General features: G+C 70.6%; 20 protein-coding genes. 7 read left to right on the top strand and 13 right to left on the bottom strand.

Annotated elements, in window-relative coordinates; genetic code table 11:
- Positions 1-2: 2 nt before the first annotated feature.
- From hemQ to hemE, 3 genes are read right to left on the bottom strand one after another with little or no spacing between them, the layout of a single operon-like run.
- Positions 3-671: a hydrogen peroxide-dependent heme synthase gene (gene hemQ / locus AC6CCG_RS18420; protein ID WP_496656056.1), complete on the bottom strand. Its 669-nt coding sequence runs from the start codon at positions 669-671 to the stop codon at positions 3-5.
- Positions 668-2104 (bottom strand): protoporphyrinogen oxidase, encoded by a 1437-nt coding sequence (gene hemG, locus AC6CCG_RS18415; RefSeq protein WP_496656055.1) that lies wholly within the window; start codon positions 2102-2104, stop codon positions 668-670. Before hemG ends, hemQ begins: the two co-directional genes overlap by 4 nt.
- 28 nt (positions 2105-2132) lie before the next feature.
- On the bottom strand, positions 2133-3197 hold the full coding sequence (gene hemE, locus AC6CCG_RS18410; RefSeq protein WP_496656054.1) for a uroporphyrinogen decarboxylase: 1065 nt from the start codon (positions 3195-3197) through the stop codon (positions 2133-2135).
- 107 nt (positions 3198-3304) lie between these two features.
- Between hemE and AC6CCG_RS18405 the strand changes: the two genes are divergently transcribed.
- A complete protein-coding gene (locus AC6CCG_RS18405) occupies positions 3305-3916 on the top strand; it encodes a DUF3000 domain-containing protein (protein ID WP_496656053.1) in 612 nt (203 codons plus the stop codon).
- Complete coding sequence (locus tag AC6CCG_RS18400; protein ID WP_496656052.1) at positions 3913-5196, top strand: HRDC domain-containing protein; 1284 nt, start codon at positions 3913-3915, stop codon at positions 5194-5196. Before AC6CCG_RS18405 ends, AC6CCG_RS18400 begins: the two co-directional genes overlap by 4 nt.
- 21 nt (positions 5197-5217) lie before the next feature.
- On the opposite strand, the gene AC6CCG_RS18395 is transcribed toward AC6CCG_RS18400, so the two are convergent.
- Complete coding sequence (locus tag AC6CCG_RS18395) at positions 5218-6048, bottom strand: NAD(P)H-binding protein (RefSeq protein WP_496656051.1); 831 nt, start codon at positions 6046-6048, stop codon at positions 5218-5220.
- Positions 6049-6141: 93 nt separating this feature from the next.
- On the opposite strand from AC6CCG_RS18395, the gene AC6CCG_RS18390 reads away from it, so the two are divergent.
- The 3 genes from AC6CCG_RS18390 (at position 6142) to AC6CCG_RS18380 (ending at position 10505) form a co-directional block, all read left to right on the top strand.
- A complete protein-coding gene (locus AC6CCG_RS18390; protein ID WP_496656050.1) occupies positions 6142-7098 on the top strand; it encodes a helix-turn-helix transcriptional regulator in 957 nt (318 codons plus the stop codon).
- A 75-nt stretch (positions 7099-7173) separates the two neighbouring features.
- Positions 7174-8379: a thiolase family protein gene (locus AC6CCG_RS18385; protein ID WP_496656049.1), complete on the top strand. Its 1206-nt coding sequence runs from the start codon at positions 7174-7176 to the stop codon at positions 8377-8379.
- Positions 8376-10505, top strand: coding sequence for a 3-hydroxyacyl-CoA dehydrogenase NAD-binding domain-containing protein (locus AC6CCG_RS18380; protein ID WP_496656048.1), 2130 nt, complete (start codon positions 8376-8378; stop codon positions 10503-10505). The genes AC6CCG_RS18385 and AC6CCG_RS18380 overlap by 4 nt, the downstream gene beginning before the upstream one ends.
- 65 nt (positions 10506-10570) lie before the next feature.
- On the opposite strand, the gene dxs is transcribed toward AC6CCG_RS18380, so the two are convergent.
- The 7 genes from dxs to AC6CCG_RS18345 form a co-directional block, all read right to left on the bottom strand.
- Positions 10571-12502: a 1-deoxy-D-xylulose-5-phosphate synthase gene (dxs, locus tag AC6CCG_RS18375; RefSeq protein ID WP_496656047.1), complete on the bottom strand. Its 1932-nt coding sequence runs from the start codon at positions 12500-12502 to the stop codon at positions 10571-10573.
- Between the two features lie 73 nt (positions 12503-12575).
- Positions 12576-12878, bottom strand: a complete 303-nt coding sequence (locus AC6CCG_RS18370) for a hypothetical protein (protein ID WP_496656046.1) — start codon at positions 12876-12878, stop codon at positions 12576-12578.
- Between the two features lie 116 nt (positions 12879-12994).
- Positions 12995-13912: a COX15/CtaA family protein gene (locus AC6CCG_RS18365; RefSeq protein ID WP_496656045.1), complete on the bottom strand. Its 918-nt coding sequence runs from the start codon at positions 13910-13912 to the stop codon at positions 12995-12997.
- A gap of 79 nt (positions 13913-13991) precedes the next feature.
- Entirely contained in the window at positions 13992-17840 is a 3849-nt protein-coding gene (locus AC6CCG_RS18360) for an ABC transporter ATP-binding protein (protein ID WP_496656044.1), read from the bottom strand.
- A gap of 34 nt (positions 17841-17874) precedes the next feature.
- Positions 17875-18312, bottom strand: a complete 438-nt coding sequence (locus AC6CCG_RS18355) for a MarR family winged helix-turn-helix transcriptional regulator (protein ID WP_496656043.1) — start codon at positions 18310-18312, stop codon at positions 17875-17877.
- A 113-nt stretch (positions 18313-18425) separates the two neighbouring features.
- The gene (locus tag AC6CCG_RS18350) at positions 18426-19751 is read right to left on the bottom strand and encodes an MFS transporter (RefSeq protein WP_496656042.1); all 1326 of its coding nucleotides are present in this window, start codon (positions 19749-19751) and stop codon (positions 18426-18428) included.
- Between the two features lie 146 nt (positions 19752-19897).
- A complete protein-coding gene (locus AC6CCG_RS18345) occupies positions 19898-20719 on the bottom strand; it encodes a hypothetical protein (protein WP_496656041.1) in 822 nt (273 codons plus the stop codon).
- 262 nt (positions 20720-20981) lie between these two features.
- On the opposite strand from AC6CCG_RS18345, the gene AC6CCG_RS18340 reads away from it, so the two are divergent.
- Positions 20982-23096, top strand: a complete 2115-nt coding sequence (locus AC6CCG_RS18340) for an ATP-binding cassette domain-containing protein (protein ID WP_496656040.1) — start codon at positions 20982-20984, stop codon at positions 23094-23096.
- A 59-nt stretch (positions 23097-23155) separates the two neighbouring features.
- On the opposite strand, the gene AC6CCG_RS18335 is transcribed toward AC6CCG_RS18340, so the two are convergent.
- A complete protein-coding gene (locus AC6CCG_RS18335; RefSeq protein WP_496656039.1) occupies positions 23156-23836 on the bottom strand; it encodes a maleylpyruvate isomerase family mycothiol-dependent enzyme in 681 nt (226 codons plus the stop codon).
- 83 nt (positions 23837-23919) lie between these two features.
- Between AC6CCG_RS18335 and AC6CCG_RS18330 the strand changes: the two genes are divergently transcribed.
- Complete coding sequence (locus AC6CCG_RS18330) at positions 23920-24354, top strand: MarR family winged helix-turn-helix transcriptional regulator (protein WP_496656038.1); 435 nt, start codon at positions 23920-23922, stop codon at positions 24352-24354.
- An 18-nt stretch (positions 24355-24372) separates the two neighbouring features.
- Here the strand turns inward: AC6CCG_RS18330 and AC6CCG_RS18325 are convergent, their stop codons facing one another.
- Entirely contained in the window at positions 24373-25413 is a 1041-nt protein-coding gene (locus AC6CCG_RS18325; protein WP_496656037.1) for a LacI family DNA-binding transcriptional regulator, read from the bottom strand.
- Positions 25414-25600 lie beyond the last annotated feature (187 nt).

Raw genomic sequence — 25600 nt, 5'->3', positions numbered from 1 at the left:
GATCACCAGGAGGCGACGATCTCGGTCAGCTCGCGCCGCCGACCGGTGAAGAACGGGATCTCCTCCCGCACGTGCAGCCGCGCCTTCGACTTGCGCAGGTCGCGCATCAGGTCGACGATCCGGTGCAGTTCGTCGGCCTCGAAGGCCAGAATCCACTCGTAGTCGCCGAGCGCGAACGCCGCCACCGTGTTGGCCCGGACGTCCGGGTAGCCACGGGCCTGCTGGCCGTGTTCGACCAGCATCGCCCGGCGCTCCTCGTCCGGCAGCACGTACCAGTCGTAGGAGCGGACGAACGGATACACACAGAGGTACGCCTTCGGGTCCTCGCCGGACATGAACGCCGGCACGTGCCCCTTGTTGAACTCGGCCGGCCGGTGCAGCGCCACCTGGGACCAGACCGGCACCAGGCCGAGGTCGGACCGGCGCAGCGCGTGGTACGCGTCCTGCACGGTCTCGATGTCCGGCGCGTGCCACCACACCATCAGGTCGGCGTCGGCGCGCAGCCCGGCGACGTCGTACCAGCCGCGGATCTCCAGGTCCCGCTCACCGATCGCCGCGGCCACCTGTTGTTCGACGTCGACGGCCCGCGCCGGGCCGACCGGCTCGCTGGGCCGGCGGAACACCGACCACATCGTGTAGCGGATCGTCTCGTTGATCTCCCGTGCCTTCATGACCTCGTCCCTGTCGATGATCGATCGTTCATGATCGTTTCAGCGGCGGCCAGCCCGCTGCCGATGCAGGCAGCGATCCCGACGCCGTCCAACAACGCACCGCAGACGGCCAGGCCCGGGTGCGCACCGACTGCCGCGCGCAACCGCCGGACCAGATCCAGGTGCCCGACCAGGTACTGCGGCAGCCCGCCGCCGAACCGGGTCACCGCGTGCGTGATCAACTCGGTGTCCGACCAGCCCGGCACCAGGTCCCGCGCCTCGGCGTAGGTCCGGGCCGCCAGCCGCTCGTCGTCCAGCTGCAGCAGCCGTTCCTCGCCGATCCGGCCGACGCTGGCCCGGATCACGGCGACGTCGGGTCCCCAGGCCGCGCGCGCCGCGTCGGCCACCCACTCCCATTTGACCGACGAGTGGGTGAACGCCTTGATCGTCGGCAGTTCCCCCGGCGGCACCAGGGCGCCGGAGCCGTCACCGGTGAAGCCGCGGACCACCAGGGTGACCACGGCCATCGACGCGTACGGCACCCGGGCGACGTCGGCGGCGACCGGTCCCGCGAGGCCGTCGAGCAGTCGGCTCAGCGGGGCGGCCGGTACCGCCAGCACGACGGCGTCCGCGGCCAGGCTCTCGGCACCCTGAGCCTGGCGAAGAACCGTCAGCGGCGTGTCGGTGGCGGCGCCGACCCGCAGCCGCCAACCGAAGTCGGCCCGCTCCAGCTCCCGTACGGTGACCTCGGTCCGCAGCTCGACCCCGGACCGTTCAAGATCAGCGGCGAGCGCCGGCAGCAGCCCGGAGACACCGCCGGGCAGCCCGGCGAACACCGGACCGCCGCCGGAGCTGCCCGCCGCGACCAGCTCCGCGGCGTGCCCGAGCAGGGAGCCGCCGGCGCGGGCGCGCTCGTACAGGGCCCGGTTCACCGCCTCGAAGGACAGGTCCCGGGCCCGGCCCGCGTACACGCCGCCGAGCATCGGTTCCAGCAGTCGGTCGGTCACCGCCGGCCCGAACCTGGCGTCGACGTACGCGCCGATCCCGACGTCGCCGGTCAGCGGCGGCGCCGGCAGCTCCGGCTCCCGCCGGGCCCGGTCAAGATCATCCGGGGTCAGCAGTTCGGCCAGCCCGTCCAGGTCGACCGGGATCCCCATCGCCTGCCGCGGCAGCGGATGCAACCGTCCCTTGATCAACAACTTCGACGAGGCACCGGTCGGGTGGACGATCGGCAGACCCAGCTCCTCGGCCAGCCGTACCGCCTCGGGACGCCTGGCCAGCAGGGATTCCGGGCCGCCGTCCAGGGCCACCCCGTCCGGCGTCACGGAGATGATCTTGCCACCGAGCCGCGGCGAGGCCTCCAGAACGATCACCGAGCGACCGGCCCGGGCCAGCGTCCGGGCAGCCGTCAACCCGGCGACACCGCCGCCGACCACCGCGACCCGGTCCGTCATCCCGCGTGAGCCCTTCGCCGCGGCATGATCAATTCGCGCCGGCGAGGGCCGAGGCGGTGGCCCGCAGCGCGGGACCCTCGGCGTGCACCAGGTCGACGATCCGGCCCAGCACGTCCGGGTCCGCGGTCGGCGGGACGCCGTGGCCGAGATTGAAGATGTGACCCGGCGCGGCGGCGCCGGAGGTGATCACCGCCCGGACCCGGTCGGCCAGCACCGGCCAGGGCGCCGAGAGCAGGGCGGGGTCGAGGTTGCCCTGCACCGCGTAGCCCGGCCCGATCCGGCGGCTCGCCTCGGCCAGCGGCACCCGCCAGTCCACCCCGACCACGTCGGCGCCGGCCTCGCCGAACAGCCGGAGCAGTTCCCCGGTGCCGACCCCGAAGTGAATCCGCGGCACGTCGAACTCGGCCAGCTGGGCGAACACCCGGGCCGAGTGCGGCTGCACCGACCGTTCGTAGTCGGCGGCTGACAGACTGCCGGCCCAGGAGTCGAACAGCTGGACCGCCGAGGCACCGGCCTCGATCTGGACCCGCAGGAACATCGCCGACAGATCGGCCAGCCGGGTGCACAGCACGTCCCAGAGCGCGGGCTCGGAGACCATCAGCGCCTTGGTCCTGGCGTAGTCCTTGCTCGGCCCGCCCTCGATCAAGTAGCTGGCCAAGGTGAACGGGGCGCCGGCGAAGCCGATCAAGGGGGTCCGGCCGAGCTCGCCGACCAGCTGGGTGACCGCCTCGCTGACGTACGCGACGTCGGAAGGCTCCAGCGGCCGCAGCCGGTCCAGGTCGGCCCGGCGCCGGATCGGCTCGGCGATCACCGGTCCGGTGCCACTGACGATCTCCAGGTCGATCCCGATCGCCTTGAGCGGCACCATGATGTCGGAGTAGTAGATGGCGGCGTCGACCCCGTACCGACGCACCGGTTGCAGCGTGATCTCGGTGACCAGGTCGGGCCGGGCGCAGCTCTCCAGCATGCCGATGCCCGACCGCACCTGGTGGTACTCGGGCAACGATCGGCCGGCCTGCCGCATGAACCAGACCGGGACGCCGGTCTGCCGCCGGCGGCACGCCGCCAGGAATTCCGATTCCGTCGGGGACACGCTGGCATCTTGTCACGCCCCCGAAGACCGCTTGCGACCGCGTCCGGGCCGACCTTACGGCGCGTCGAAAACCGCACACGGGGGTGCGCTGACATAAGGTCACACACGTGGGAGCAAAGACGGAACCCGCTTCGATGCCGGCCCCTTTCGGCCGCGCGGTGCAGGACCTCAGAGCGGCTTCGTGGCGCCCCGAACTCGTCGTCACCGAGATCGGTGCCCCGCAGCGTATCGCACCGTACGCGGTGGCGATCACGGCCGACGTGCTGAGCGGTGGCGAGGAGGTCGGCAGCGGCCGGCTGGTCCTGCTGCACGATCCGGCCGGCAATCCGGCCTGGGACGGCACGTTCCGCTGCGTCACCTTCGCCCGGGCCGACGTCGATCCGGAGATGGTCACCGATCCGCTGCTGGCCAAGGTGGGCTGGTCCTGGCTGATCGACGCGCTACAGGCCCATCAGGCGGAATTCGGGGCCCCGAGCGGCACGGTCACCTCGGTGCACAGCGAATCGTTCGGCGGGATGGAGGACGAGCCGGCCCGCGCCGAGGTCGAGATCCGGGCCTCCTGGACACCGCAACTGGACGACGGAGCGGGACTGTCCAGGCACCTGGCTGCGTGGAGTGAACTACTCTGTACGACGGCGGGGCTGCCGCCCCTGCCCGCCGGTGTGGTGCCGATCCCGTCCCGGCGCAAGCCACAGAATCGACCCTTACGGAGACGGTGACGACCACGACACCCGGCGCAGCCGGCCCGGCCCGACCCTTGGCGGACCAGGACGGCGATCCGACGGACTCGCCCGACGTCACCGTACTCACTCGCCCTGCGGAGGGTGCACCGCCCATCGTCGCGACTCCGGACCGGCTCCAGGAGGCGATCGCGGCGTTGCGGTCCGGCTCCGGACCGGTGGCCGTCGACGCCGAGCGGGCCAACGGCTTCCGCTACAGCCAGCGGGCCTACCTGATCCAGCTCCGCCGCGAGGGCTCCGGCACGTGGCTGATCGACCCGATCCCGTTCGGCGACCCGGCCGATCTCTCCCCGGTGGCGGACGCGATCGCCGACGCCGAGTGGGTGATCCACGCGGCGAGCCAGGATCTGCCGTGCCTGAACGAGGTACGGATGCTGCCGCGGCGGCTGTTCGACACCGAACTGGCCGGCCGGCTGCTCGGCTATCCGCGGGTCGCCCTCGGCACCATGCTGGAGGAACTGTTCTCGATCCGGCTGCTCAAGGAGCATTCCGCCGCGGACTGGTCGACCCGACCGCTGCCCGCCGACTGGATCACCTACGCCGCTCTGGACGTCGAGTTGCTGGTCGGGCTGCGGGACCGGCTGGCCGAACAGCTGGACGAGGCGGGCAAGAGCGAGTGGGCCCGGCAGGAGTTCGACGCGCTGATCGCCGGCGCATCCGTACCGCCGGAGGCCCGGCCCGATCCGTGGCGCCGGACTTCCGGGATCCACAAGGTGCGTAGCCGGCGTGGGTTGGCCGTCGTCCGGGCGCTCTGGCAGGCCCGGGACGCGATCGCCGCCGAACTGGACCGGGCGCCGGGCAAGGTGCTCACCGACCTGTCCATCGCCGAGGCCGCGGGCGACCAGTCCCTGACACCGCGGTCGTTCCGCGGGATCGGCGGGTTCCGGCGCCGGGTCGCCCGGCAGTACGAGGCCGAGTGGTCCGACGCCATCGCGGCCGCACTGGCCCTGTCCGAGTCCGACCTGCCGCCGATGCACATCGCCTCCGACGGGCCGCCGCAGGCCCGGCTCTGGGCGAGTCGCGATCCCGTCGCGGCGAAGCGGCTGGCCCGGGTCCGGGAGGCGCTGGCCAAGCGCGCCGCGGCCCTCGAGCTGCCGGCCGAGAACCTGCTCACTCCCGAGTACGTCCGCCGGCTGGCCTGGCGCCCGCCGGAGCCGGTCACCGAGGAGGCCGTCGACGCCGCGCTGGCGAGCCACGGTGCCCGGGCCTGGCAGCGGGAGCTGACCGTGCCGCTGATCACTCCCCTGTTGGAACCCTGACCCTGTCGGAGTCCTGACGCGTCAGCCGAACTCGGCGGCGTGTTCGCGGGCCCACTGGGCGAACGTCCGCGGCGGCCGGCCGGTGACCCGCTCGACCGTCGGCAGCGGAGTCCGGCCGACCCAGGGCGTGGTCCGGCCCATCTCGAGGAAGAAGTCGATCGACTCCTGGTCCATCCCCTGGCCCCGCCACTCGGCGATCGCCTGCTCCTCGGACAGCTCGACGTAGCCGACGGCCCGGCCGAGCGCCTCGCCCAGCTGCCGTACCTGCTCCCGGACGGTCAGCGCCTCCGGCCCGCTGAGCAGGTACGTCTGCGCGGCGTGGCCCTCCTCGACCAGCGCCGCCGCGGCCACGTCGGCGATGTCGTCCTCGTGGATGATCGCACCGACGCTGTCGCCGAACGCCTCCCGGATCGGCTCGCCGGCCCGGATCGCCGGCGCCCACTGGCGGGCGTTGGCCATGAAGCCCACCGGCGCGATGATCGTCCACGGCAGCGGCCCGGTCTGGACCGCGTCCTCCATCGGCCCGGAGTGCCCGTTCTGCAGCAGGGTCACCCGGCTCACCCCCGCCTGCTCGGCCAGCCGGAGCAGCTCAGACCCGGTGGTGAGGGCCGCACCGCCGCCGGCGCCGCGCGGGCCGTCGAAGCCGATCAGGTGGGCGGCGGTCACACCCTCGAAGGCGTCGGCCACGGTGCCCGGCTCGGCCAGGTCGCCGGCGACCCGTTCGACACCGGCCGGCAAGTCCGCGGTCGCCGGGTCGCGGGTCAGCGCCCGTACCTGCTGACCGCGCTCCAGCAGCGCCCGCACCAGGGTGCGTCCCACCGTTCCGGTCGCTCCGGCCACGAGAATCGTCATCTGAGGTCCCTTCGTTCGTTCGGTTGCCGTCGGCCGGGAGCCTAGAATCGATCGCGGAACGTTTTCTTCCGCGATCGGGACGAGCATCTGATCATGACGTCGACCTCGGCCAGGCTGTTGACCCTGCTCGGGCTGCTGGAGGCCTCTCGTGCCTGGAGCGGCCCGGAGCTGGCGGAGCGACTGGGCGTGACCACGCGGACGGTGCGGACCGATGTCGAGCGGCTCCGCGACCTCGGCTATCCGGTGCAGGCGGTCTCCGGGGTCGGCGGCGGTTACCGGCTCGGCGCCGGCGCCGTGCTGCCGCCGCTGCTGCTCGACGACGACGAGGCGGTGGCGATCGTGCTCGGGCTGATCGGTGTCGCCGACGGGTCGGTCAGCGGCGTCGAGGAGAGCTCGGTCCGGGCGCTCGCGAAGCTGGACCGGGTCCTGCCACCGCGGCTCCGGGCGCGGACCGCGGTGCTGCGGGACACCACCGCGACGGTCCGCCGGTCCGAGCCGCGAGTCGACCCGGCCACCATCACGGCGATCGCCAACGCCTGCCGCGACCACGAAGGCCTGCGCTTCGACTACACCACCGCCGAGGGGGTCACGGCCCTGCGCCGGGTCGACCCGCAGCGGCTGGTCCACCATCGCCGCTGGTACCTGGTCGGGTACGACACCGAGCGGGACGACTGGCGGACGTTCCGGCTGGACCGGATCCGGCTGCGCACGCCCGGCGGGCCCCGGTTCCGCCCGCGGCCGGACCCGGACGGTGACGCGGCCGCCTACCTGGCCCGGGTGTTCGGCGAACATGCGCGGCGGATCCAGGTCACCGTCACCCTCGAGGTGCCGGCCGCCGAGGTGGTCGGCTGGATGCAGCCCGAGTGGGGCGAGGTCACCGCGATCGACGAGCGGACCTGCCGGTTCCGGACCGCCTCCGACTCCTACGAGCTGGCGGCGATCAGCATCGGACTGATCGGCGTGCCGTTCCAGGTCGTCGAGCCGCCCGAGTTCGCCGAGTACGTGCGCACCATGGGACACCGGCTGCTCGCCGCGGCCGGGGCGCCGTGACCGTCGTCGGCGGCGCGCGACCCGCAGGATCGGAAGGCTTGCCAGGCCGTTGTTACTCGTGAGTAATATAGGGCCATGCCCCGTTCTCTCCGCGAGGTCGTCTTCGTCGACGGCGTCCGTACCCCCTTCGGCAAGGCCGGGTCGATGTACGCCGAGACGCGTGCCGACGACCTGGTGATCAACTGCATCCGCGAACTCCTGCGCCGGCACCCGGAACTCCCGGCCGACCGGATCGACGACGTGGCGATCGCCGCCACCACCCAGACCGGTGATCAAGGTCTGACCATCGGTCGCACCGCGGCCCTGCTGGCCGGGCTGCCCCGCTCGGTACCCGGGTTCGCGATCGACCGGATGTGCGCCGGCGCGATGACCGCGGTCACCACGGTGTCCTCCGGGATCGCCTTCGGTGCCTACGATGTCGCGATCGCCGGCGGAGTCGAGCACATGGGCCACCACCCGATGGGCTCCGGCATCGACCCCAACCCGCGGATCGTGGCCGAGAAGCTGGTCGACCCGTCCGCGTTGATCATGGGCTCGACCGCCGAGAACCTCCATGATCGATTCCCGGAGATCACCAAGCAGCGCGCCGACGCCTTCGCCGTGGCCAGCCAGCAGCGGGCCGCGAAGGCGTACGCCGACGGGGTGATCCAGCCGATGCTGGTCCCGGTGGCCGCCCGCAGCACCGAGCTCGGCTGGGGCCTGGCCACCGCCGACGAGCCGCCGCGCCCCGACACGACACTGGAGGGCCTGGCTGCGCTGAAGACGCCGTTCCGGCCGCACGGGCGGGTCACCGCGGGGAACGCCGCCGGCCTCAATGACGGGGCCACCGCCTGCCTGGTCGCCGCCGAGGACGTCGCGACCGAACTCGGCCTGCCGGTCGCCATGCGCCTGGTCTCGTACGGGTTCGCGGGCGTCGACCCCGAGGTGATGGGCGTCGGCCCGGTGCCGGCCACCGAGAAGGCGCTGCGCTCCGCCGGCCTGTCCATCTCCGACATCGGGGCCTTCGAGATCAACGAGGCGTTCGCCGTCCAGGTGCTCGCGTTCCTTGATCATTTCGGGATCGCCGACGACGACCCGCGGGTCAACCCGTACGGCGGCGCGATCGCCTTCGGCCACCCGCTGGCCAGTTCCGGGGTGCGGCTGATGACCCAGCTCGCCCGTACGTTCCATGATCATCCCGAGATCCGGTACGGGATCACCACCATGTGTGTCGGCCTCGGCATGGGCGGCACCGTGATCTGGGAGAACCCCAACCACAGCGCCCAGGAGGCCGCACAGTGACCACTCCGGAACGGCTCAACGAGCTGCTCGAGACCGCGTCGGCCCTGGCCGAGGACGAGGTCGTCACGCACGCGCACAGCCGCGACTTCGCCGTCCCGCACACCGGCCGGACGGGCGTGTTGATCACGCTCGACAACGGCCGCGATCACACCCGGCCGAACACGCTCGGCCCGCGCAGCCTCCGTGAGCTGAACACGGCCCTCGACACCGCGCTCGCCCGCGACGACGTCGCCGCGATCGCGATCACCGGCAAGCCGTTCATCCTGGCGGCCGGCGCCGATCTGACCCAGCTCGGCGCCCTGGCCGACCGGGACCAGGCGCTGACGATCGCCGAGATCGGCCACGCGATCTACGACAAGCTGCACACCGCGAAGGTGCCGACGTTCGGCTTGATCAACGGGCTGGCCCTCGGCGGCGGACTGGAGCTCGCCCTGCACTGCCAGTACCGCACCGTGTCGGCCGCCGCGCCGGCGATCGCGCTGCCGGAGTGCTTCCTCGGCCTGGTGCCCGGCTGGGGCGGTGCCTTCCTGCTGCCGAACCTGATCGGCGCCGACCGCGCCGTCACGGTGATCATCGAGAACGCCCTGAACCAGAACCGGATGCTCAAGGGCCCGCAGGCGTACGAGCTCGGCATCGCCGACGCGATGTTCGACGGGGCGGACTTCATCGAACAGTCGCTCGGCTGGGCGGGTCAGATCGTGGCCGGCACGATCAAGCTCGACCGACCGGAGCCCGATCGGGGCGAGGCCTGGGATGCCGCCGTCGCCCGCGGCAAGGCGATCGCCGACCTGAAGACCTCGGGGGCAGCGCCGGCTCCGTACCGGGCGCTGCAGTTGATCGCGGACGCCAAGACGGCCGACCGGGAATCCGCCTACGCGGCGGAGAACGAGGCGCTGGCCGACCTGATCATGAGCGAGGAGCTCCGGTCCAGCCTGTACGCGTTCGACCTGGTGCAGAAGCGGGCCAGGAAGCCGGCCGGTGCCCCGGACAAGGACCTGGCCCGACCGGTCACCAAGGTCGGCATCGTCGGTGCCGGGCTGATGGCCAGCCAACTGGCGCTGCTCTTCCTGCGCCGGCTCCAGGTGCCGGTCGTGATCACCGACCTCGATCAGGAACGGGTCGATCGCGGACTCGGCTACGTCACGGCGGAGATCGACAAGCTGGCCGGGCGCGGCCGGCTGTCACCGGACGAGACCAACCGGCTCAAGGCCCTGATCACCGGCACCACGGACCGGTCCGACTTCGCCGACTGCGACTTCGTGATCGAGGCCGTGTTCGAGGAGCTCGCGGTCAAGAAGCAGGTGTTCGGCGAGCTGGAGCAGCATGTCTCCGAGACCTGCCTGCTGGCCACCAACACCTCGTCGCTGTCCGTCTCGGAGATGGCGGCCGACCTCGATCATCCCGAGCGGGTGGTCGGCTTCCACTTCTTCAACCCGGTCGCCGTCCTGCCGCTGCTCGAGGTGGCGCGGGCCGAGAAGACCGACGACGCGACCCTGGCCACCGCGCTCGCGGTGGCGAAGACGCTCAAGAAGAACGCCGTGCTGGTCGCCGACCGGACCGCCTTCGTCGTCAACCGGCTGCTGCTGCGGTTGATGACGGTGATCGACGCGGCCGTTGACGAGGGCACACCGCTGGAGGTGGCCGACCGGGCGCTGCGTCCGCTGGGGCTGCCGATGTCGCCGTTCGTGCTCGCCCAGCTGGTCGGGCCGGCCGTGGTGCTGCACGTGAACCAGACGCTCCATGATCGTTTCGGCGACCGCTTCCCGGTCTCGGACAACCTCCGGGCCCTGGTGGCGGCCAAGCGTCCGGGCGTCTACGACTGGACGGCGGACGGGAAGCCGTACGTCGCCGAGGAGACCCGGGCCCTGTTCACCGTCGGCGACCGGCCGAGCACCGAAGATCAACTTCGGGAGCGCGTGCTGGCCGCGCTGACCGAGGAGATCGGCCTGATGCTGTCCGAGCAGGTCGTGGCGGCGCCGATGGACATCGACCTCTGCCTGATCCTCGGGGCCGGCTGGCCGTTCCATCTCGGCGGGATCGTGCCCTACCTGGACCGGGAGGGGTACAGCGAGAAGGTGCTCGGCCGGCGGCTGCTGCCGGCGGGCGCGGCGAGCCTGCCCCAGTAGATCCCCGGACGAGCGAAGACCCGAGCGGCTGATCGGCCGCTCGGGTCTCTTGTCGTCCGGACTTCTCAGTGGATGTTGCTGGGCTGCGCGGCGTTCTGGTCGGCCCGCGCGATCGCCTCGACGGCGAAGCGGGCGATCCGCTGCGGCGTCAGGCCCACTTCCTCCAGGACCTCGGCCCGGCTGCCGTGATCCAGGAAGCGCTGCTCGACGCCGAACTCGCGCAGCGGCGTGAACACGTCGTGCTGGCGCAGTTCCTGGGCCAGCCGGGAGCCGCAGCCGCCGACCACGCCGTTGTCCTCGACCGTGATCACCAGCTCGTGCTCGCGAGCCAGGTCGGTCAGCGCCGGGTTGACCGGCAACGCCCAGACCGGGTCGACGACGGTGACGCCGATCCCCTGGGCCGCCAGCAGGTCGGCGGCCTTGAGGGCCAGGCCGGCGAAGTCCCCGTACCCGACGATCAGGACCCGCGGCGACTCGGTGCGGCGCAGCACGTCGACACCGTTCACCTGGTCGACGGCCGGCAGGTCGGCCGGGACCTTCTCCTTCGAGTACCGGATCACCGTCGGCGCATCGTCCACGGTCACCGCGCGGGCGAGGGCCTCGCGCAGCCGGGTCGCGTCCCGCGGCGCGGCCAGCTGGAGACCCGGCACGACCTGCAGGATCGACATGTCCCACATGCCGTTGTGGCTCGGCCCGTCGGTGCCGGTCACGCCCGACCGGTCGAGCACGAACGTCACCCCGCACCTGTGCAGGGCCACGTCCAGCAGCACCTGGTCGAACGCCCGGTTGAGGAACGTCGAGTAGACCGCGAAGACCGGGTGCAGCCCGCCCAGCGCGAGCCCGGCGGCCGAGGTCACCGCATGCTGCTCGGCGATGCCCACGTCGAACACCCGGTCCGGGAACGCCTCGGCGAACCGGTGCAGCCCGGTCGGGTACAGCATCGCCGCCGTGATCCCGACGATGCGCTGGTCCGTCGCGGCAAGCTTGACGATCTCCCGCGAGAACACGTCGGTCCAGCTGTCCGGCCCGCCCGTCGAGAGCGGCTCACCGGTGGTCGAGTCGATCTTGCCGACCTGGTGGAACTGGTCCTCCTCGTTGTTCTCCGCGGCCGGGAACCCGCGGCCCTTCTGGGTCAGGCAGTGCACCAGAACCGGACCGCCGAACTGCTTGGCCTGCTGCAGCGCCGTCTCGACGGCCGCCACGTCGTGACCGTCGATCGGGCCCACGTACTTGAGGCCGAGGTCGGAGAACATCCCCTGCGGAGCCAGCACGTCCTTCAGCCCGATCTTGATCCCGTGCAGCAGGTCGTACGCCGCACCGCCCACGCCGGGCACCCGCACCAGGTTGCGCCGGATCACCTCGAGGATCTGCTCGTAGCGCGGGTTGGTCCGCAGGCCGGCCAGGTGCACCGCGAGCCCGCCCACGGTCGGCGTGTAGGACCGGCCGTTGTCGTTGACCAGGATCACCAGCGGCAGCTTGTCGTCCGCGGCGATGTTGTTCAGCGCCTCCCAGGCCATGCCGCCGGTCAGCGCACCGTCCCCGATCATCGCCAGCACGGAGCCGCGCTCACCGCGGAGCAGCTTCGCCTTCGCCAGCCCCGCCGCGTACGACAGCGAGGTGGAGGCGTGCGAGTTCTCCACCCAGTCGTGCTCGGACTCCGACCGGCTCGGGTAGCCGGACAGCCCGCCCCGCTGCTTCAGGGTGTGGAAACGGTCCGCCCGACCCGTGACGATCTTGTGCACGTACCCCTGGTGTCCGGTGTCGAACACGATCGGCTCGGCCGGCGAATCGAACACCCGGTGCGCGGCCAGCGTCAGCTCCACCACCCCGAGGTTCGGCCCCAGGTGTCCGCCGGTCCGGCTCACCTCTTCGATCAGGAAGGACCTGATCTCCGAACTCAACTGACGGAGCTGATCCTGACTCAGCGACCGCAGATCGCTCGGGCGCCGGATCGTCGCCAGCAGCGACGACTTGTCCGGGACTGATGCGGATGGCATGGCCCCGAGTTTACGGCGTCGTCAGGCGCCCAACCCGGCTCCGGGCCAAGCCCCCGCACGACTGTCGGCATCATCACAGCGTCGGCATGAACTCCTCTCCACGGAGCGCCCGCTCGACCAGGTCGACCGCCCGCCGGGTCCGCGGCAACAGCGCACCGAACCGCTGCCAGGCCTCGATCGCCTGCTCGACCACCTCCGGCGCGACCCAGGGACCCAGCTCGGTCCGGACCTCCGCCACCCCCGTCTCGACCGCCTTGGCCTGACCCTCCAGCGATCTGGCCGCGAACCGTGCCAGCACCACGGGGTGCCGCCGCAGCACCGGGTAGAGCCGGAAGTCCGGCGGACAGCAGTCGAGCAGAAACGCGGATGCGGTCATCTCCCAGTCGACAGCCCCCGGCGGCCTGACCATCGGCGGCCAGCCCGGCGGCACATACCTACTTCCATCCCCTGCCATGCACCGATACTATCGAACGTGTGTTCGAATCTCAATCGTCAACCCGAACGTGCGGGTCCCCGATGGCTCAGCAGGTAGTGGGTGGCCGCGGCGACCGCCAGCGCCGCCCCGACGAGGTGCAGCAGCACCAGCACGATCGGCAGCCCGGTGTTGAACTGGATCACGCCCACCAGGCCCTGGAACAGCTCGACGGCGAGCAGCATCAGGACCGCGCGGCTGCGGAACCAGACGACCCCGAGCACGGTGAGCGCCACCAGGAGATAGACGGCGCCGGCATGGATGTGGGTGACGATGGTCGGGTCGAAGCCGGTGCGCTTGGCGTTGACGTCCCCGGAGTGTGGACCGGAGCCCGTCACGACGGTGCCGAGCCAGAGCGCGATCCAGACCACGACGAAGGTCGCGATCACCACCGCGCGTCGGGCGACCGACCGGACCGCGGTGCCGGTGATGCCGAACGCACGGTGCACGAGCAGCACGCTCAGCGCGATCAGGGCCATCGAGATCAGGAAGTGGAACGCGACCACGAACGGGTTCAGCTGGGACAGCACGGTGAAGCCGCCGACCACGCCCTGGGCCGGAATGCCGAGCCCGAGCAGGAAAGCGATCAACCAGGCGCGCGGCCGGGCGTGCCGGTCGGCAACGCGCAGTGCCGTGAAGAAGGTCATGATCATGATCGCGGCCAGCACGAAGGTGAGCAGCCGGTTGCCGAACTCGATCACGCCGTGGATGCCGTAGGCCGGGTGCGGCACGTACGAATCGGCGGTGCACCGGGGCCAGGTCGGGCAGCCGAGCCCGGAGTCGGTCAGCCGCACCAGCCCACCGGTGAGCACGATCCCGATGTTGGCCACGAACGCCGCGACAGCCCATCGCGGCAGCAGGGTGGCCGCGGTCACGGCCCGCCATCGCCGAACCAACCCCGCCCAGGGTCCGGGCAGGGTCGCAGATTGGTCGCTCACCGATCTCCCTTCGCGAGCGCAGAACGCGTCCTCGCAGGTGTTGTGCCAACGGCACGATACCTGGCGAACCGAGAGCGACTCAGCGCGAGGGCGTGTCCACCAGGTCCCCGGCGAACGCCTGCCAGAGCCGGCGGTAGGTGCCGTCGGACTCGAGCAGTTCGGCGTGCGTGCCGTCCTCGACCACCTTGCCGTGATCCAGCACCAGGACCCGGTCGGCCCGGGCCGCCGTGGTCAGCCGGTGCGCGATCACGACCGTGGTCCGCCGCTGCGCCAGCCGGTCCGCGGCCCGGGTCACGGCCGCCTCGCTGGCCAGGTCGAGCGCCGCCGTGGCCTCGTCGAGGAGCAGCAGGTCGGGCTGGACGCACTCGGCCCGGGCCAGCGCGATCAGCTGCCGCTGCCCCGCACTGAGGTTGCGGCCCCGGTCGCCGACCTGGTGGTGGTAGCCGTGCCGCAGTTCGCGGATCATGTCGTGCGCGCCGACCGCACGGGCTGCCGCCTCCACCTCGGCCGGGGTCGCGTCCGGCCGGCCGTAGCGGATCGCGTCGGCGACGGTGCCGGAGAACAGGTAGGCCTCCTGCGGGACGTAGCCGAGGCGATGCCGGTACCCGGCCAGGTCGTAGGCGCGGAGGTCGACGTCGTCGACCCGGACCGCCCCGTCGCCGGGGTCGTAGAAGCGGGCCAGCAGCTTCATCACGGTCGACTTGCCGGCACCGGTCTCCCCCACCACGGCGACCCGCTGGCCGGACGGCACCCGGAACGAGATCCCGCGCAGGGCCGGCTCGTCGGCACCGCCGTAGCTGAACTCCACGTCGTCGAACTCCAGGTCGCCGGCGATCCGGTCCGGCACCGGCACCGGGTCCTTCGGCTCCGGGGTCGACGGCTTGGTGCGGAGCAGCTCGGAGATCCGGCGCAGGCCCACGGCCGCCTGCTGGTAGCCGTCGAAGACCTGGGAGAGCTGCTGCACGGGCGAGAAGAACATCGTCACGTACAGCATGAAGGCGATCAGGCCGCCCGCGGTCAGGGCGCCGCTGTGCACCTGCCCGGCGCCGAACAGCAGGACCAGGGCGGTGGCGAGATCGGAGACGAAGGCGATGAACGGGAAGAAGGTGGCGATGTAGCGCTGACTGCGCACCCGGGCGACCCGGTAGCCCTCGGAGAGATCGCCGAAGACCTTCTCGTTGCGGGCCTCCCGCCGGAAGGCCTGCGCCACTCGGACCCCGGCCACGTTCTCCTGCAGGTCGGCGTTGACGATGCTGATCCGCTCCCGCGAGATCTGGTACGCCTTCGACGACCTGGCCCGGAAGATCAAGGTCGCGATGATCACCAACGGAAGCACGGCCAGCACCACCAGGGCCAGCGACGGGTTGATCACCAGGATCGCCACCAGCACGCCGAAGAAGGACAGCAGGCTGACCACGGCCGTGGCGAGCCCGGTCTGCACGAAGGTGGACAGGGCGTCGACGTCGGTGGTCATCCGGGTCATGATCCGGCCACCCATCTCGCGCTCGTAGAAGTCGAGCCCGAGGCGCTGCAGGTGCGCGAACAGTTTCATCCGGAGCAGATAGAGGATCCGTTCGCCGTTCTTCCCGGTCACCTGGATCTGGGCACGCTGGACCAGCCAGTCACCGACCGTGACGACGAAGGCGAGCACGGCGGCGATGATGATCACGTCGCCGCGGTTCTCGGTGACGCCCTGGTCGACGCCGAGCCGGATCGCGGCAGGCAGGATCAGCTGGGCCACCGCGTCGGCCGCGACCAGGATCAGGCCGATCAGCAACGGTGCCCGGAACACCCGGAGCAGCCGGACGAAGCGGAAGGCCGGGTCGGGCGTCCGGTAGTGCTTCGGGTCGACGTTCGGCCGGTCGGTCGCCGGCGGCAGCTTCGCCACCTGTTCCAGCAGTTCAGGCGAGGGCGGCAGCGCGGCCACCATCGAACCCATCGGCCCCATGCCGCGGCCACCGCCACCGGCCCGCATCCCCATGCCGCCGGGAGCACCGCCGGCCATCGCACCGCCGCTGCGCTCGACCAGGCCGTAGGCGCGCTCCAGCGCCTGTTCCTCCGGCGTCAGGTCGGGCTCCCGCCAGGCCGACGGGGTGATGCCGTCCACCTGCGGTTCCTGGTCGGGCTCCGGTTCGTCGGCGGCCGGGGTGCGGCCCTCGATCTCGGCGTTCACCTCGTCCTCGTCCAGCCGGTCCAGGTCCTCCGGGCCGGTGAGCAGGATCGTGTACAGCGGGCAGCGGCGCTCGAGCTCCTCGTGGGTGCCGATGTCGACCAGCCGGCCGCGGTCCAGCACGCCGATCCGGTCGGCCAGGTCGAGCGTGCTGCGGCGGTGCGCGATCAGCAGCGTGGTCCGGCCGGCCATCACGCGCCGGAGGGTGGTGTGGATCTCCGCCTCGATCCTGGCGTCGATCGCCGAGGTCGCGTCGTCCAGCAGCAGGACCTGCGGATCGGTCAGCAGGGCCCGGGCCAGAGCGACCCGCTGGCGCTGGCCGCCGGACAGGGTGAGCCCCTGCTCGCCGACCACGGTGTCGTAGCCCTTGGGCAGCTGCATGATGAAGTCGTGCGCCTCGGCAGCCCGCGCCGCCTCCTCGATCTCGTCCTGGGTCGCGTCCGGGCGCCCGTACGCCAGGTTCTCCCGGACCGTCGTGGAGAAGAGGAAGCTGTCCTCGAACACCATCCCGATCGAGCCGCGCAGCGACTCCAGGGTGACGTCGCGGATGTCCTGGCCGCCGACCCGGATCGCGCCGTCACCCACCTCGTAGAAGCGGGGCAGCAGCAGCGACACGGTGGACTTGCCCGAACCGGCGGTGCCGACCAGGGCCAGCGTCTCCCCCGGCTGCACGGTGAAGCTGACGTCGTCGAGCACCGGCTGGTCCTCGGTGTAGCCGAAGCTGACCCGGTCGAACGTCACCTCGAGCGGACGGTCCGGCAGCGTGGTCGCATCCGGCGCGTCGACGATGCCCGGCTTCGCGTCGATCACCTCGAAGACCCGCAGGACGCCCGCCTTCGCCTGCTGCCCGATGGTGAGCAGGCCGGACAGCATCCGGACCGGCGCCACCATCGAGGCCAGATAGGTGGAGAAGGCGAGGAAGGTGCCGAGCGTGATCTGCTGGTGCAGTGCCATCCAGCCGCCGACGCCGAGGATGCCGACCTGCCCCAGCGCGGGGATCGCCTGCATCAAAGGGTTGTAGAAGCTGTTCAGCTTGATCGTGCGGGTCCGGGATCCGTACAGGCCCTGGGCGGTGCCGTCGAGCCGGGAGAGCTCCTGCTCCTCCTGGCCGAAGCCCTTGACCACCCGGACCCCGGTGACGGCCGACTCGACCACACCGGCGACCTCGCCGACCCGCTGCTGCGCGTCCCAGTTGGCCGGGAAGAGGGTACGCCGGCCGCGGATCGCGATCCACCACAGCACCGGACCGACCAGCAGCGCGACCACGGTCAGCGGCGCCGACAGCGTGAACATGATGATCACCGAGCCGATGAACAGCAGCACGTTGCTGATCATGACCGGCATCATGCCGAGCAGGCCCTGGACCAGGTTCAGGTCGGAGATCGAGCGGCTGACGATCTGGCCCGGCGGCAGCTCGTCCTGGCTGCGGCCGTCCATCCGCTCCAGCGAGGCGAACACCTCGCGGCGAAGATCATGCTGGACGTCGATCGAGAGCCGGCCGCCGAGGAACCGCCGCATGAAGCCGGCGCCGAAGTTCGCCAGCCCGACGGCGATCAGCGCGATGATCCAGGGCAGCATCGGCTGCGCCTGGGTCAAGATCACGTCGTCGACGACCTCGCGCACGATCAGCGGCGAGATCGCGTTCGCCGCCATCCCGACCAGCGCTCCGCCGAAGGCGACCGCGAACAGCACGGGATGCCGGAGGCAGTAGCGAGCGAGGCGCTTGATCCAACCCGGCGGTGCCTCGCCCGTGGTCACGGGTTGCGGTGAATTCGGCTCCGAGTTGGGTTGATCACGCCTGTCGAGCACGCCGTCGTTCCTCCCGATTTCTCTCCATGGCCCCGTCCAGCTCCGCCAGGGCGGTCAGCACAGCCGCCGGGTCGTCCAGCTGGGCGAGCACCTCGTCGAGGCGCCGCACCAGGGCGTCGTCGGCCACGGCCAGCGCCGTCTCGCCGTCCGTCGTGATCTCCAGCCAGGTGATCCGCCGGTCCGACTCGTCGCTGCGCCGCCGGACGAATCCGGCCGCGGTCAACGACTCGACCGCGGCACTGATCGCCGGTTTGGACACCGTCAGGCGCTGCGCCAGCGCCGTCGAACGTTCGGTGCCGTCGGCGAGCAGCGAGAGCAACCGGTACTGCGGCGGGGTCAGTCCGGTGTTCACCCGGTCCAACATCCGCCCGGCCCGGAGCAGTGTCCGTACCGCGTCGCGACGACTCTGCCGCTTCCCCATGGCACCTCCCGCCGGACAGTATAGTTAATCTGCTTAACTAACTGTTCCGCCGGGTCCATCAGGTGAGCAGGCCGGTCCGTGCCGCGACCCGGGTCCGGGCCGCGGCACCGAGGTCAGCGCAGCGTGGCCGGAGCCTCCGGCTCCGGGGTGTCGGAGTCGCTCTGGCCCGGCTCGGCCGGTTCGCCCGCATCCTCGTCCGGCGTGGTCTCCCGGGCCGCCGCGAGCGCCGCCCGGCCGGACGGGAGCATGATCGCGATCGTGATCACGATCATGGTCACGATGCCCGCGATGATCAGCAGCAGCTGCACGCTGATCACGTCGGCCAGCGGCCCGAAGGCAACCATCCCGATCGGCGTCGCGAGGGCCATGACGATCCCCACGTAGCTGAACACCCGGCCGTGTTTGGCGGGCTCCACCGTGCGCTGGATCAGGGTCATGAACGGTGACGAGAACGGCGGCACCATCAGGCCGAAGGCGAACATGAAGCCGTAGAAGACCCAGAGGTTCGGCGCCAGGCCCTGCAGGATGGTGAACACGGCGAACCCGTACGTCGCGACCAAGATCAACTGCATCGGGTTCCGTTTGGCCAGCAGCGTCGACACCAGGATCCCGCCCAGCATCATGCCGACGCTGAAGACGATCTCCAGCACGGCCAGCATCCACTTCTCGTCGCCGAAGCTGCGCGCCACCATCAAGGGCGTCAGGAAGGACGGCGCGACGGTGAGCAGGAACAGGATCGCGAACACGGCCAGCAGCCAGCGGACGATCGGATGGCTGGTGATGTAGCGGGCGCCCTCCGCCAGGTCCTGCCCGTACGTCGTCGTCGACTCGGTCGCCCGGGCCAGCGTGGGCACGGTGACCAGACCCAGCAGGACGACCCCGATCACGGCGGTCACCACGTCGAGGAAGAACACCGGCACGATCCCGGCGAAGGCGTAGATCGCGCCCGCCAACGCCGGTGCGATCAGGGACATGACCGACTGGATCGTCTGGAACATGCCGTTCACCCGCATCAGCTGATCACCGGGGACGAGCTGCGGGATCATCGCCTGGACGGTCGGTGTCTGCACGCCGGCGCCGAACGACCGGACGCCCACTGCCAGCAGGATGATCCACAGGTCGGTGATCCCGTTCATCATCAGCAACGCCAGCACCAGGGTCGCGGAGGCGATGCCGATGTCGGCCGACATCGCGAGCACCTTCCGGTTCATCCGGTCGGCGAGCACGCCGCCGAAGATCGACACGATGCCCTGCGGCGCGAACGCGGCCACCGCGTAGAGAGCGACGGCGATCCCGGACTGGGTCTCGAGCGTGACGTACCACATCACCACGTACTGCACGATCATCGAGCCGAACAGGGACACGGTCTGGCCGGACAGGAAGATGGCAAGGTTGCGTCGCCAGTGTGCCGGAACGGCGACAACCTCGGTCTCGGTCATGGTCTCCTCAGTCAACGTCGGTACGGACTCGCACCGTAGAACTTCAAGCGGGGTCAAGGTCAAGGACCGCAAGGCCTCGACGCGAGCCCGAACCTACCTGCTGCCTCCGACAGTCCGCTTGGACTTTCCGGAACGCCGGCAACCCTTCACCCACGAACCCGCAAGCCGACCGTCCGGACACCGACATGAGTTCGAGTCTCGGCGGATCCGCGGCGAGATCTGGAGGCAACGTTGCCGGACCCGGCCAGTCGGCTTGTACACCGGCGTGCCGCCCGTTCGCGTTCCTCGCGGCGTGTCTCCGATTCGAACTGGCACAACCATCCAGCCACTGCGAAGGGCACCTTGAGCGGGACGACAGCGATCGCGACGAGTGCCATGAAGACGATGAGGGAGAAATGCACCACAGGTCGGGCTATCCGCTCAACCACGAAGGTGGTGGCAGAAGCTCGACCCAGCCATCGGACCGCGCAGTACAGCAATCCGATGAACACCCACACTGCCAGGAACATGCCGGCGGAGTACCCGATCATCCGCCCGGCCGACTTCGCCTGCTCGACGATTGGCCCTTGCTGCGCCGCAACCGCGACTGCGAGCCAGAACGTTGACGCGGCCCGACAGTTGACCATGCCATCGGCAACTGTCTCGATGTCAGTGGCGCGATCACGAAGAGCGAAAGTCATGCCGACCATCGCGGTGTAAGTTGTCGCGGCGATCAGGAGGCAGATCTCCTGCACGAGCTCAGACCGGCCAGCGACCAAGGGCGGCGCGACGAGCACGAAGCTCCTTGAGAAGAGCCCGACGCTGATGAGGTCAAGGGACTGCACGACGATGTCGCTCGGACGCCGAGCAGTCCCGATCGACACCACGGCGAGCATCGCTCCTATCCCGGCGACTGCTTGATAGGGAAGGTCACCTGCCTTCCGCCATTGCGCCATCAACTCGATCGCAGTCTTCAGGTTTCCGAGCACAGCATCTCCTCCCGCAGGGACCGACGATTCTTGCCGAGGGCACCGACATTCCCTGCGCAGGTCTTCTCCCACCGAGTGGACTCCTTGACCTCTGAACAGCGTCAAATCGAGGTCAACGCGTCCACTCGGCGACCCCGGTGCCGACCATGATCGGCGTTGCAGCCTTGACGCGAACTGATCGGGTCGGCGACACGCCGTCGGAGGTCGGCGGCTCGCCCGTTCAGCACCGGGTTTGTCAGTGGGTACGACTACGTTCTCGTCCATGCATCCGGCGGATTCCCATGACCTGATCCATGTCCACGGCGCGCGTGAGAACAACCTCAAGAACGTGTCGGTCGCGATCCCCAAGCGACGGCTGACCGTGTTCACCGGAGTGTCCGGCTCCGGTAAGAGCTCGCTCGTCTTCGGCACCATCGCGGCCGAGTCGCAGCGGCTGATCAACGAGACCTACAGCACCTTCGTCCAGGGCTTCATGCCCAGCCTGGACCGGCCCGACACCGACCTGATGGAGGGTCTGACGACGGCGATCATCGTCGACCAGGAGCGGATGGGCGCCAACTCCCGGTCGACGGTCGGCACGGCAACGGACGCGAACGCGATGCTGCGGATCGTGTTCAGCCGGGTCGACGGCTGGCAGGTCCGGATCTACATCGAGTCGGGATTCCTGGACCCGGACAAGCCGATCCGCGACTACACCGAGCAGGAGCTGGCCGACTTCCTCCACAAGGACCCGTGCAAGGTCAAGGTCGGCGACATGAACCTGACCTACGAGGGACTGGTGCCCCGGATCCGGAAGTCGTTCCTGCAGAAGGACAAGGACGCGCTGCAGCCGCACCTGCGGACCTTCGTCGAGCGGGCGGTGGCGTTCGCGGCCTGCCCGGAGTGCGGCGGCACCCGGTTGAACCGGGCGGCGCTGGAGTCCAGGATCGACGGGATCAACATCGCCGACGCCTGCGCGATGCAGATCAGCGATCTGGCCGAGTGGGTCCGCAAGCTCGACGACGTGGCGGTCGCTCCCCTGCTCAAGACCCTCCAGCAGACCCTCGACTCGTTCGTCGAGATCGGGCTCGGCTACCTCAGCCTCGACCGGCCGTCCGGCTCCCTGTCCGGTGGCGAGGCGCAGCGGACGAAGATGATCAGGCACCTCGGTTCCAGCCTGACCGACGTCTCGTACATCTTCGACGAGCCGACCATCGGGCTGCACCCGCACGACATCCAGCGGATGAACGATCTGCTGCTTCGCCTGCGGGACAAGGGAAACACGGTGCTCGTGGTGGAGCACAAACCGGAGACGATCACGATCGCCGACCACGTCGTCGATCTCGGCCCTGGCGCCGGCGGTTCGGGCGGCACGATCTGTTTCGAGGGTACGGTCGACGCGCTGCGCGCCAGCGACACCCTCACCGGGAGGCATCTGGACGACCGCGCCAGGCTCAAGGAGACCACCCGGAAGCCGACCGGGACGCTGCCGATCCGGGGCGCCGACCGGCACAACCTGCGCAACGTCGACATCGACATCCCGCTCGGCGTGCTGGTGGTCGTCACCGGCGTCGCCGGCTCGGGCAAGAGCTCACTGATCCACGGTTCGATCCCGAAGGACGCGGGCGTGGTGTCGGTGGACCAGACGGCGATCCGCGGTTCCCGGCGGAGCAACCCGGCGACGTACACGGGACTGCTGGACCCGATCCGGGCCGCGTTCGCCAAGGCCAACGGGGTCAAGCCCGGCCTGTTCTCGGCGAACTCCTCGGGCGCCTGCCCGAACTGCAACGGCAACGGCGTGATCTACACCGACCTGGCGATCATGGCCGGTGTCGCGACGGTCTGCGAGGAGTGCGGCGGGAAGAGGTTCCAGGCCGAAGTCCTGGAGTACCGGCTCGGCGGCAAGAACATCAGCGAGGTGCTCGCGATGTCGGTCGCCGACGCCGACGTGTTCTTCTCCGCCGGCGAGGCGAAGACCCGGGCGGCGCACGCGATCCTGTCCCGGATGTCCGACGTCGGGCTCGGCTATCTCACGCTCGGCCAGCCGCTGACCACGCTGTCCGGCGGCGAGCGGCAGCGACTGAAGCTGGCGATCCGGATGGCCGAGAAGGGCGGCACCTACGTCCTGGACGAGCCGACCACCGGTCTCCACCTGGCCGACGTCGAACAACTGCTCGGCCTGCTGGACCGGCTCGTCGACGCCGGCAAGTCGGTGATCGTCATCGAGCACCACCAGGCCGTGATGGCGCACGCCGACTGGATCATCGATCTCGGTCCGGGCGCGGGCCACGACGGCGGCAGCGTCGTCTTCGAGGGCACCCCGGCCGAGCTGGTCGCGGCCCGCTCCACCCTCACCGGGCAGCACCTCGCCGACTACGTCGGGGCCGCCGCCCGGTGATCCCGCCGTCCCGTGAGTCCAGCCGTCAGGTGAGTCCAGCCGTCAGGTGAGTCCAGCCGTCAGGTGACCTGGCGCGAAGGGCCGTGGCCGGCGGCCCGGAGCTGATCCGCGCCGGGGCCGTCCAGTCGGCTGAGGCCGGAGCGGCGGCCGGTGATCAGGAGCAGCAGCGCGGTGATCGGCCCCCGGATCTCGGGGCCCTCGCCGCGCTCCCAGGCGGTGTCGGTCGCCACCAGGCGGTATCCCGTGACGGGGATCCTGGCGAACACCGCCGCCTTGCCGCGGCCGCCGTAGGACCAGACCCGGGTCGCCGCCCGGGCTGCGGTCACCGGCGGCAGCTCCAGCTCGCGACCCAGCGGCACGGCGATGTCCTGACCGTGCACGGCGATGTCGATCAAGGTCTCCCCCGGCGTGACGCCGAGGTTGTGCCGGCGGGAGCCGATCATCCCCCGGATCTCGGCAATCAGCCCGTCCGCGGGTTCGGCGGCCTTGATCCGGGCGATGCCGTTGATCAGATGATTCATGCTGCCGAGGACCGTCGGGTGACGGATCACGAATCCGGCCACGTCTCCGGCACCGAGCTGCTGCAGCGTCAGGTGGGCGGCGACATCGCGTACCGTCCAGCCCGCGCACAGTGATGGCTGCTGCCACTCGTCCTCGGTCAGCTGCTCGAGCAGCGTCGCCGTCCGCTCCCGCTGCGCGTCGATCATCGACCACAGCTCGTCCGTCTCGTCCACCGCCATCCCCCACTCCCGCCCGACCGCAGCAACTAGTACGATGATGGGACTAATTTAGTTCGATTGTGGGACTATCACAAGGGGCGCAGGTGGCTGATCAACCGCACGTCGGAGTCCTGATGTTCGTGGCCAGCCGGGCCGTCGAGACCCGCGTCATCGAGGCGGTGCAGGCGGCCGGCTATTCCGACCTGACCGTGGCCCAGGGCCGGATCGCGGCGCGGATCGGCCCGCACGGGACGAGACTCAGCGAGCTGGCCGAGCAGGCCCAGGTTGCCAAGCAGACCGCGACCGCACTGGTGGACCGCCTCGAGGCCGCCGGGTACGTCGAGCGGGTGGTCGACCCGTCCGACGCGAGGGCCCGGCTGGTCCGGATCTCCCGCAAGGGCCGCAAGGTGGTGGCGATCGCCCGCAAGGTCGAGGCCGAGATCGACGCCGAGTGGACCCGGCACCTCGGGTCCCGCCGGATGGCCCAGCTCAAGGCGACGCTGGCCGAGCTCCGCCCGATCGTCGACCCGTACCAGTGATCACCGCGGGCTCCTGACTCAGGACGCGCCTTCGACCGCGGCCGACCGGGTCCAGGCCGCGGTGCTCTCCCGCTCCACCAACCGGACCGCCAGGTCCATCTTGCGGACGGCCGGCTGCTCGCCGCGCGCCATCGCCAGGACCAGCCGGGTGGCCTGACCGGCCATCTCGACCAGCGGCTGAGCGACGGTGGTCAGCGAGGGCCAGACCCAGGACGCCAGCGGCAGATCGTCGTACCCGACGACGGAGAGGTCGCGCGGCACGTCCCAGCCGAGCTCGCGCGCAGCCCGGAGCACCCCGAGGGCCTGCATGTCGCTGCCGGCGAAGATCGCGGTGGGCCGGTCCCGCAGCGCCAGCAGGTCGCGCGCGCACCGGTAGCCGCCCTCGACGCTGAAATCGCCGACCCGCACCAGCTCGGGGGCATCCGGGAGTCCCGCCCGCCGCAGCGCGTCGACGTAGCCGTCCATCCGCGCCCGCGCGCAGATCGTGTCGACCGGGCCACTGATGGCGCCGATCCGGCGGTGCCCCAGCTCGATCAGGTGCCGGGTCGCCGCCCGGCCACCGCTCCAGTTGTTCGAGCCGATCGAGGCCACGGAGTCATCCTCCTCGCCGATCGGATCCACCACCACATAAGGGATCTGACGCGCATCGAGTTGCGCCCGCTGGTCCGGCGCGAGGTCGGAGAAGACCATGATCACACCCGCCGGGCGGCGGACCAGCACGGAGTTGATCCACTCCTGGCGGGGTCGCCGGCCCGCGCCGCACTCGGACAGGACGACCTCGACGTTCTCGTCCCGGGCCGCCTCCTCCACGCCGCGGATCAGCTCGACGGCCCAGGGATTGCCGAGATCGTGGAAGACCAGGTCGATCATCGGCACCGGACTCGGCGCCGCGGTACGGCGTCGCTGGTAGCCGGACTCGCGCAACTGTGCCTCGACGAGCTCACGGGTCGCCGGCGCGACGTCGCCGCGCCCGTTGAGCACCTTCGACACCGTGGGGATCGACACCCCGGCCTGGTCGGCGATCGTGGCGATCGTGATCCGGGGACGCTTGCCGGCCATGGTCCTCCTCGACTCCGATGTTCGTGGCACCGGATCGTACCGAAACTTTCGTCCAGCCTAACCAGGACGCGACCTGTCACCACGAAACTTTCGAAGCACGGGCACAGCCAGCCGAGCAGCACAGTTGCCCCGTGTCACCGAAGGATCACGGACGTCCGCGGATCCTTGACACTCGCGGCGAGCCCCT

The organism is Microlunatus sp. YIM B11417, from assembly GCF_059617205.1.
Note: the sequence above shows the minus strand (reverse complement) of the source record. Positions and strands in the feature narration are given on the sequence as shown.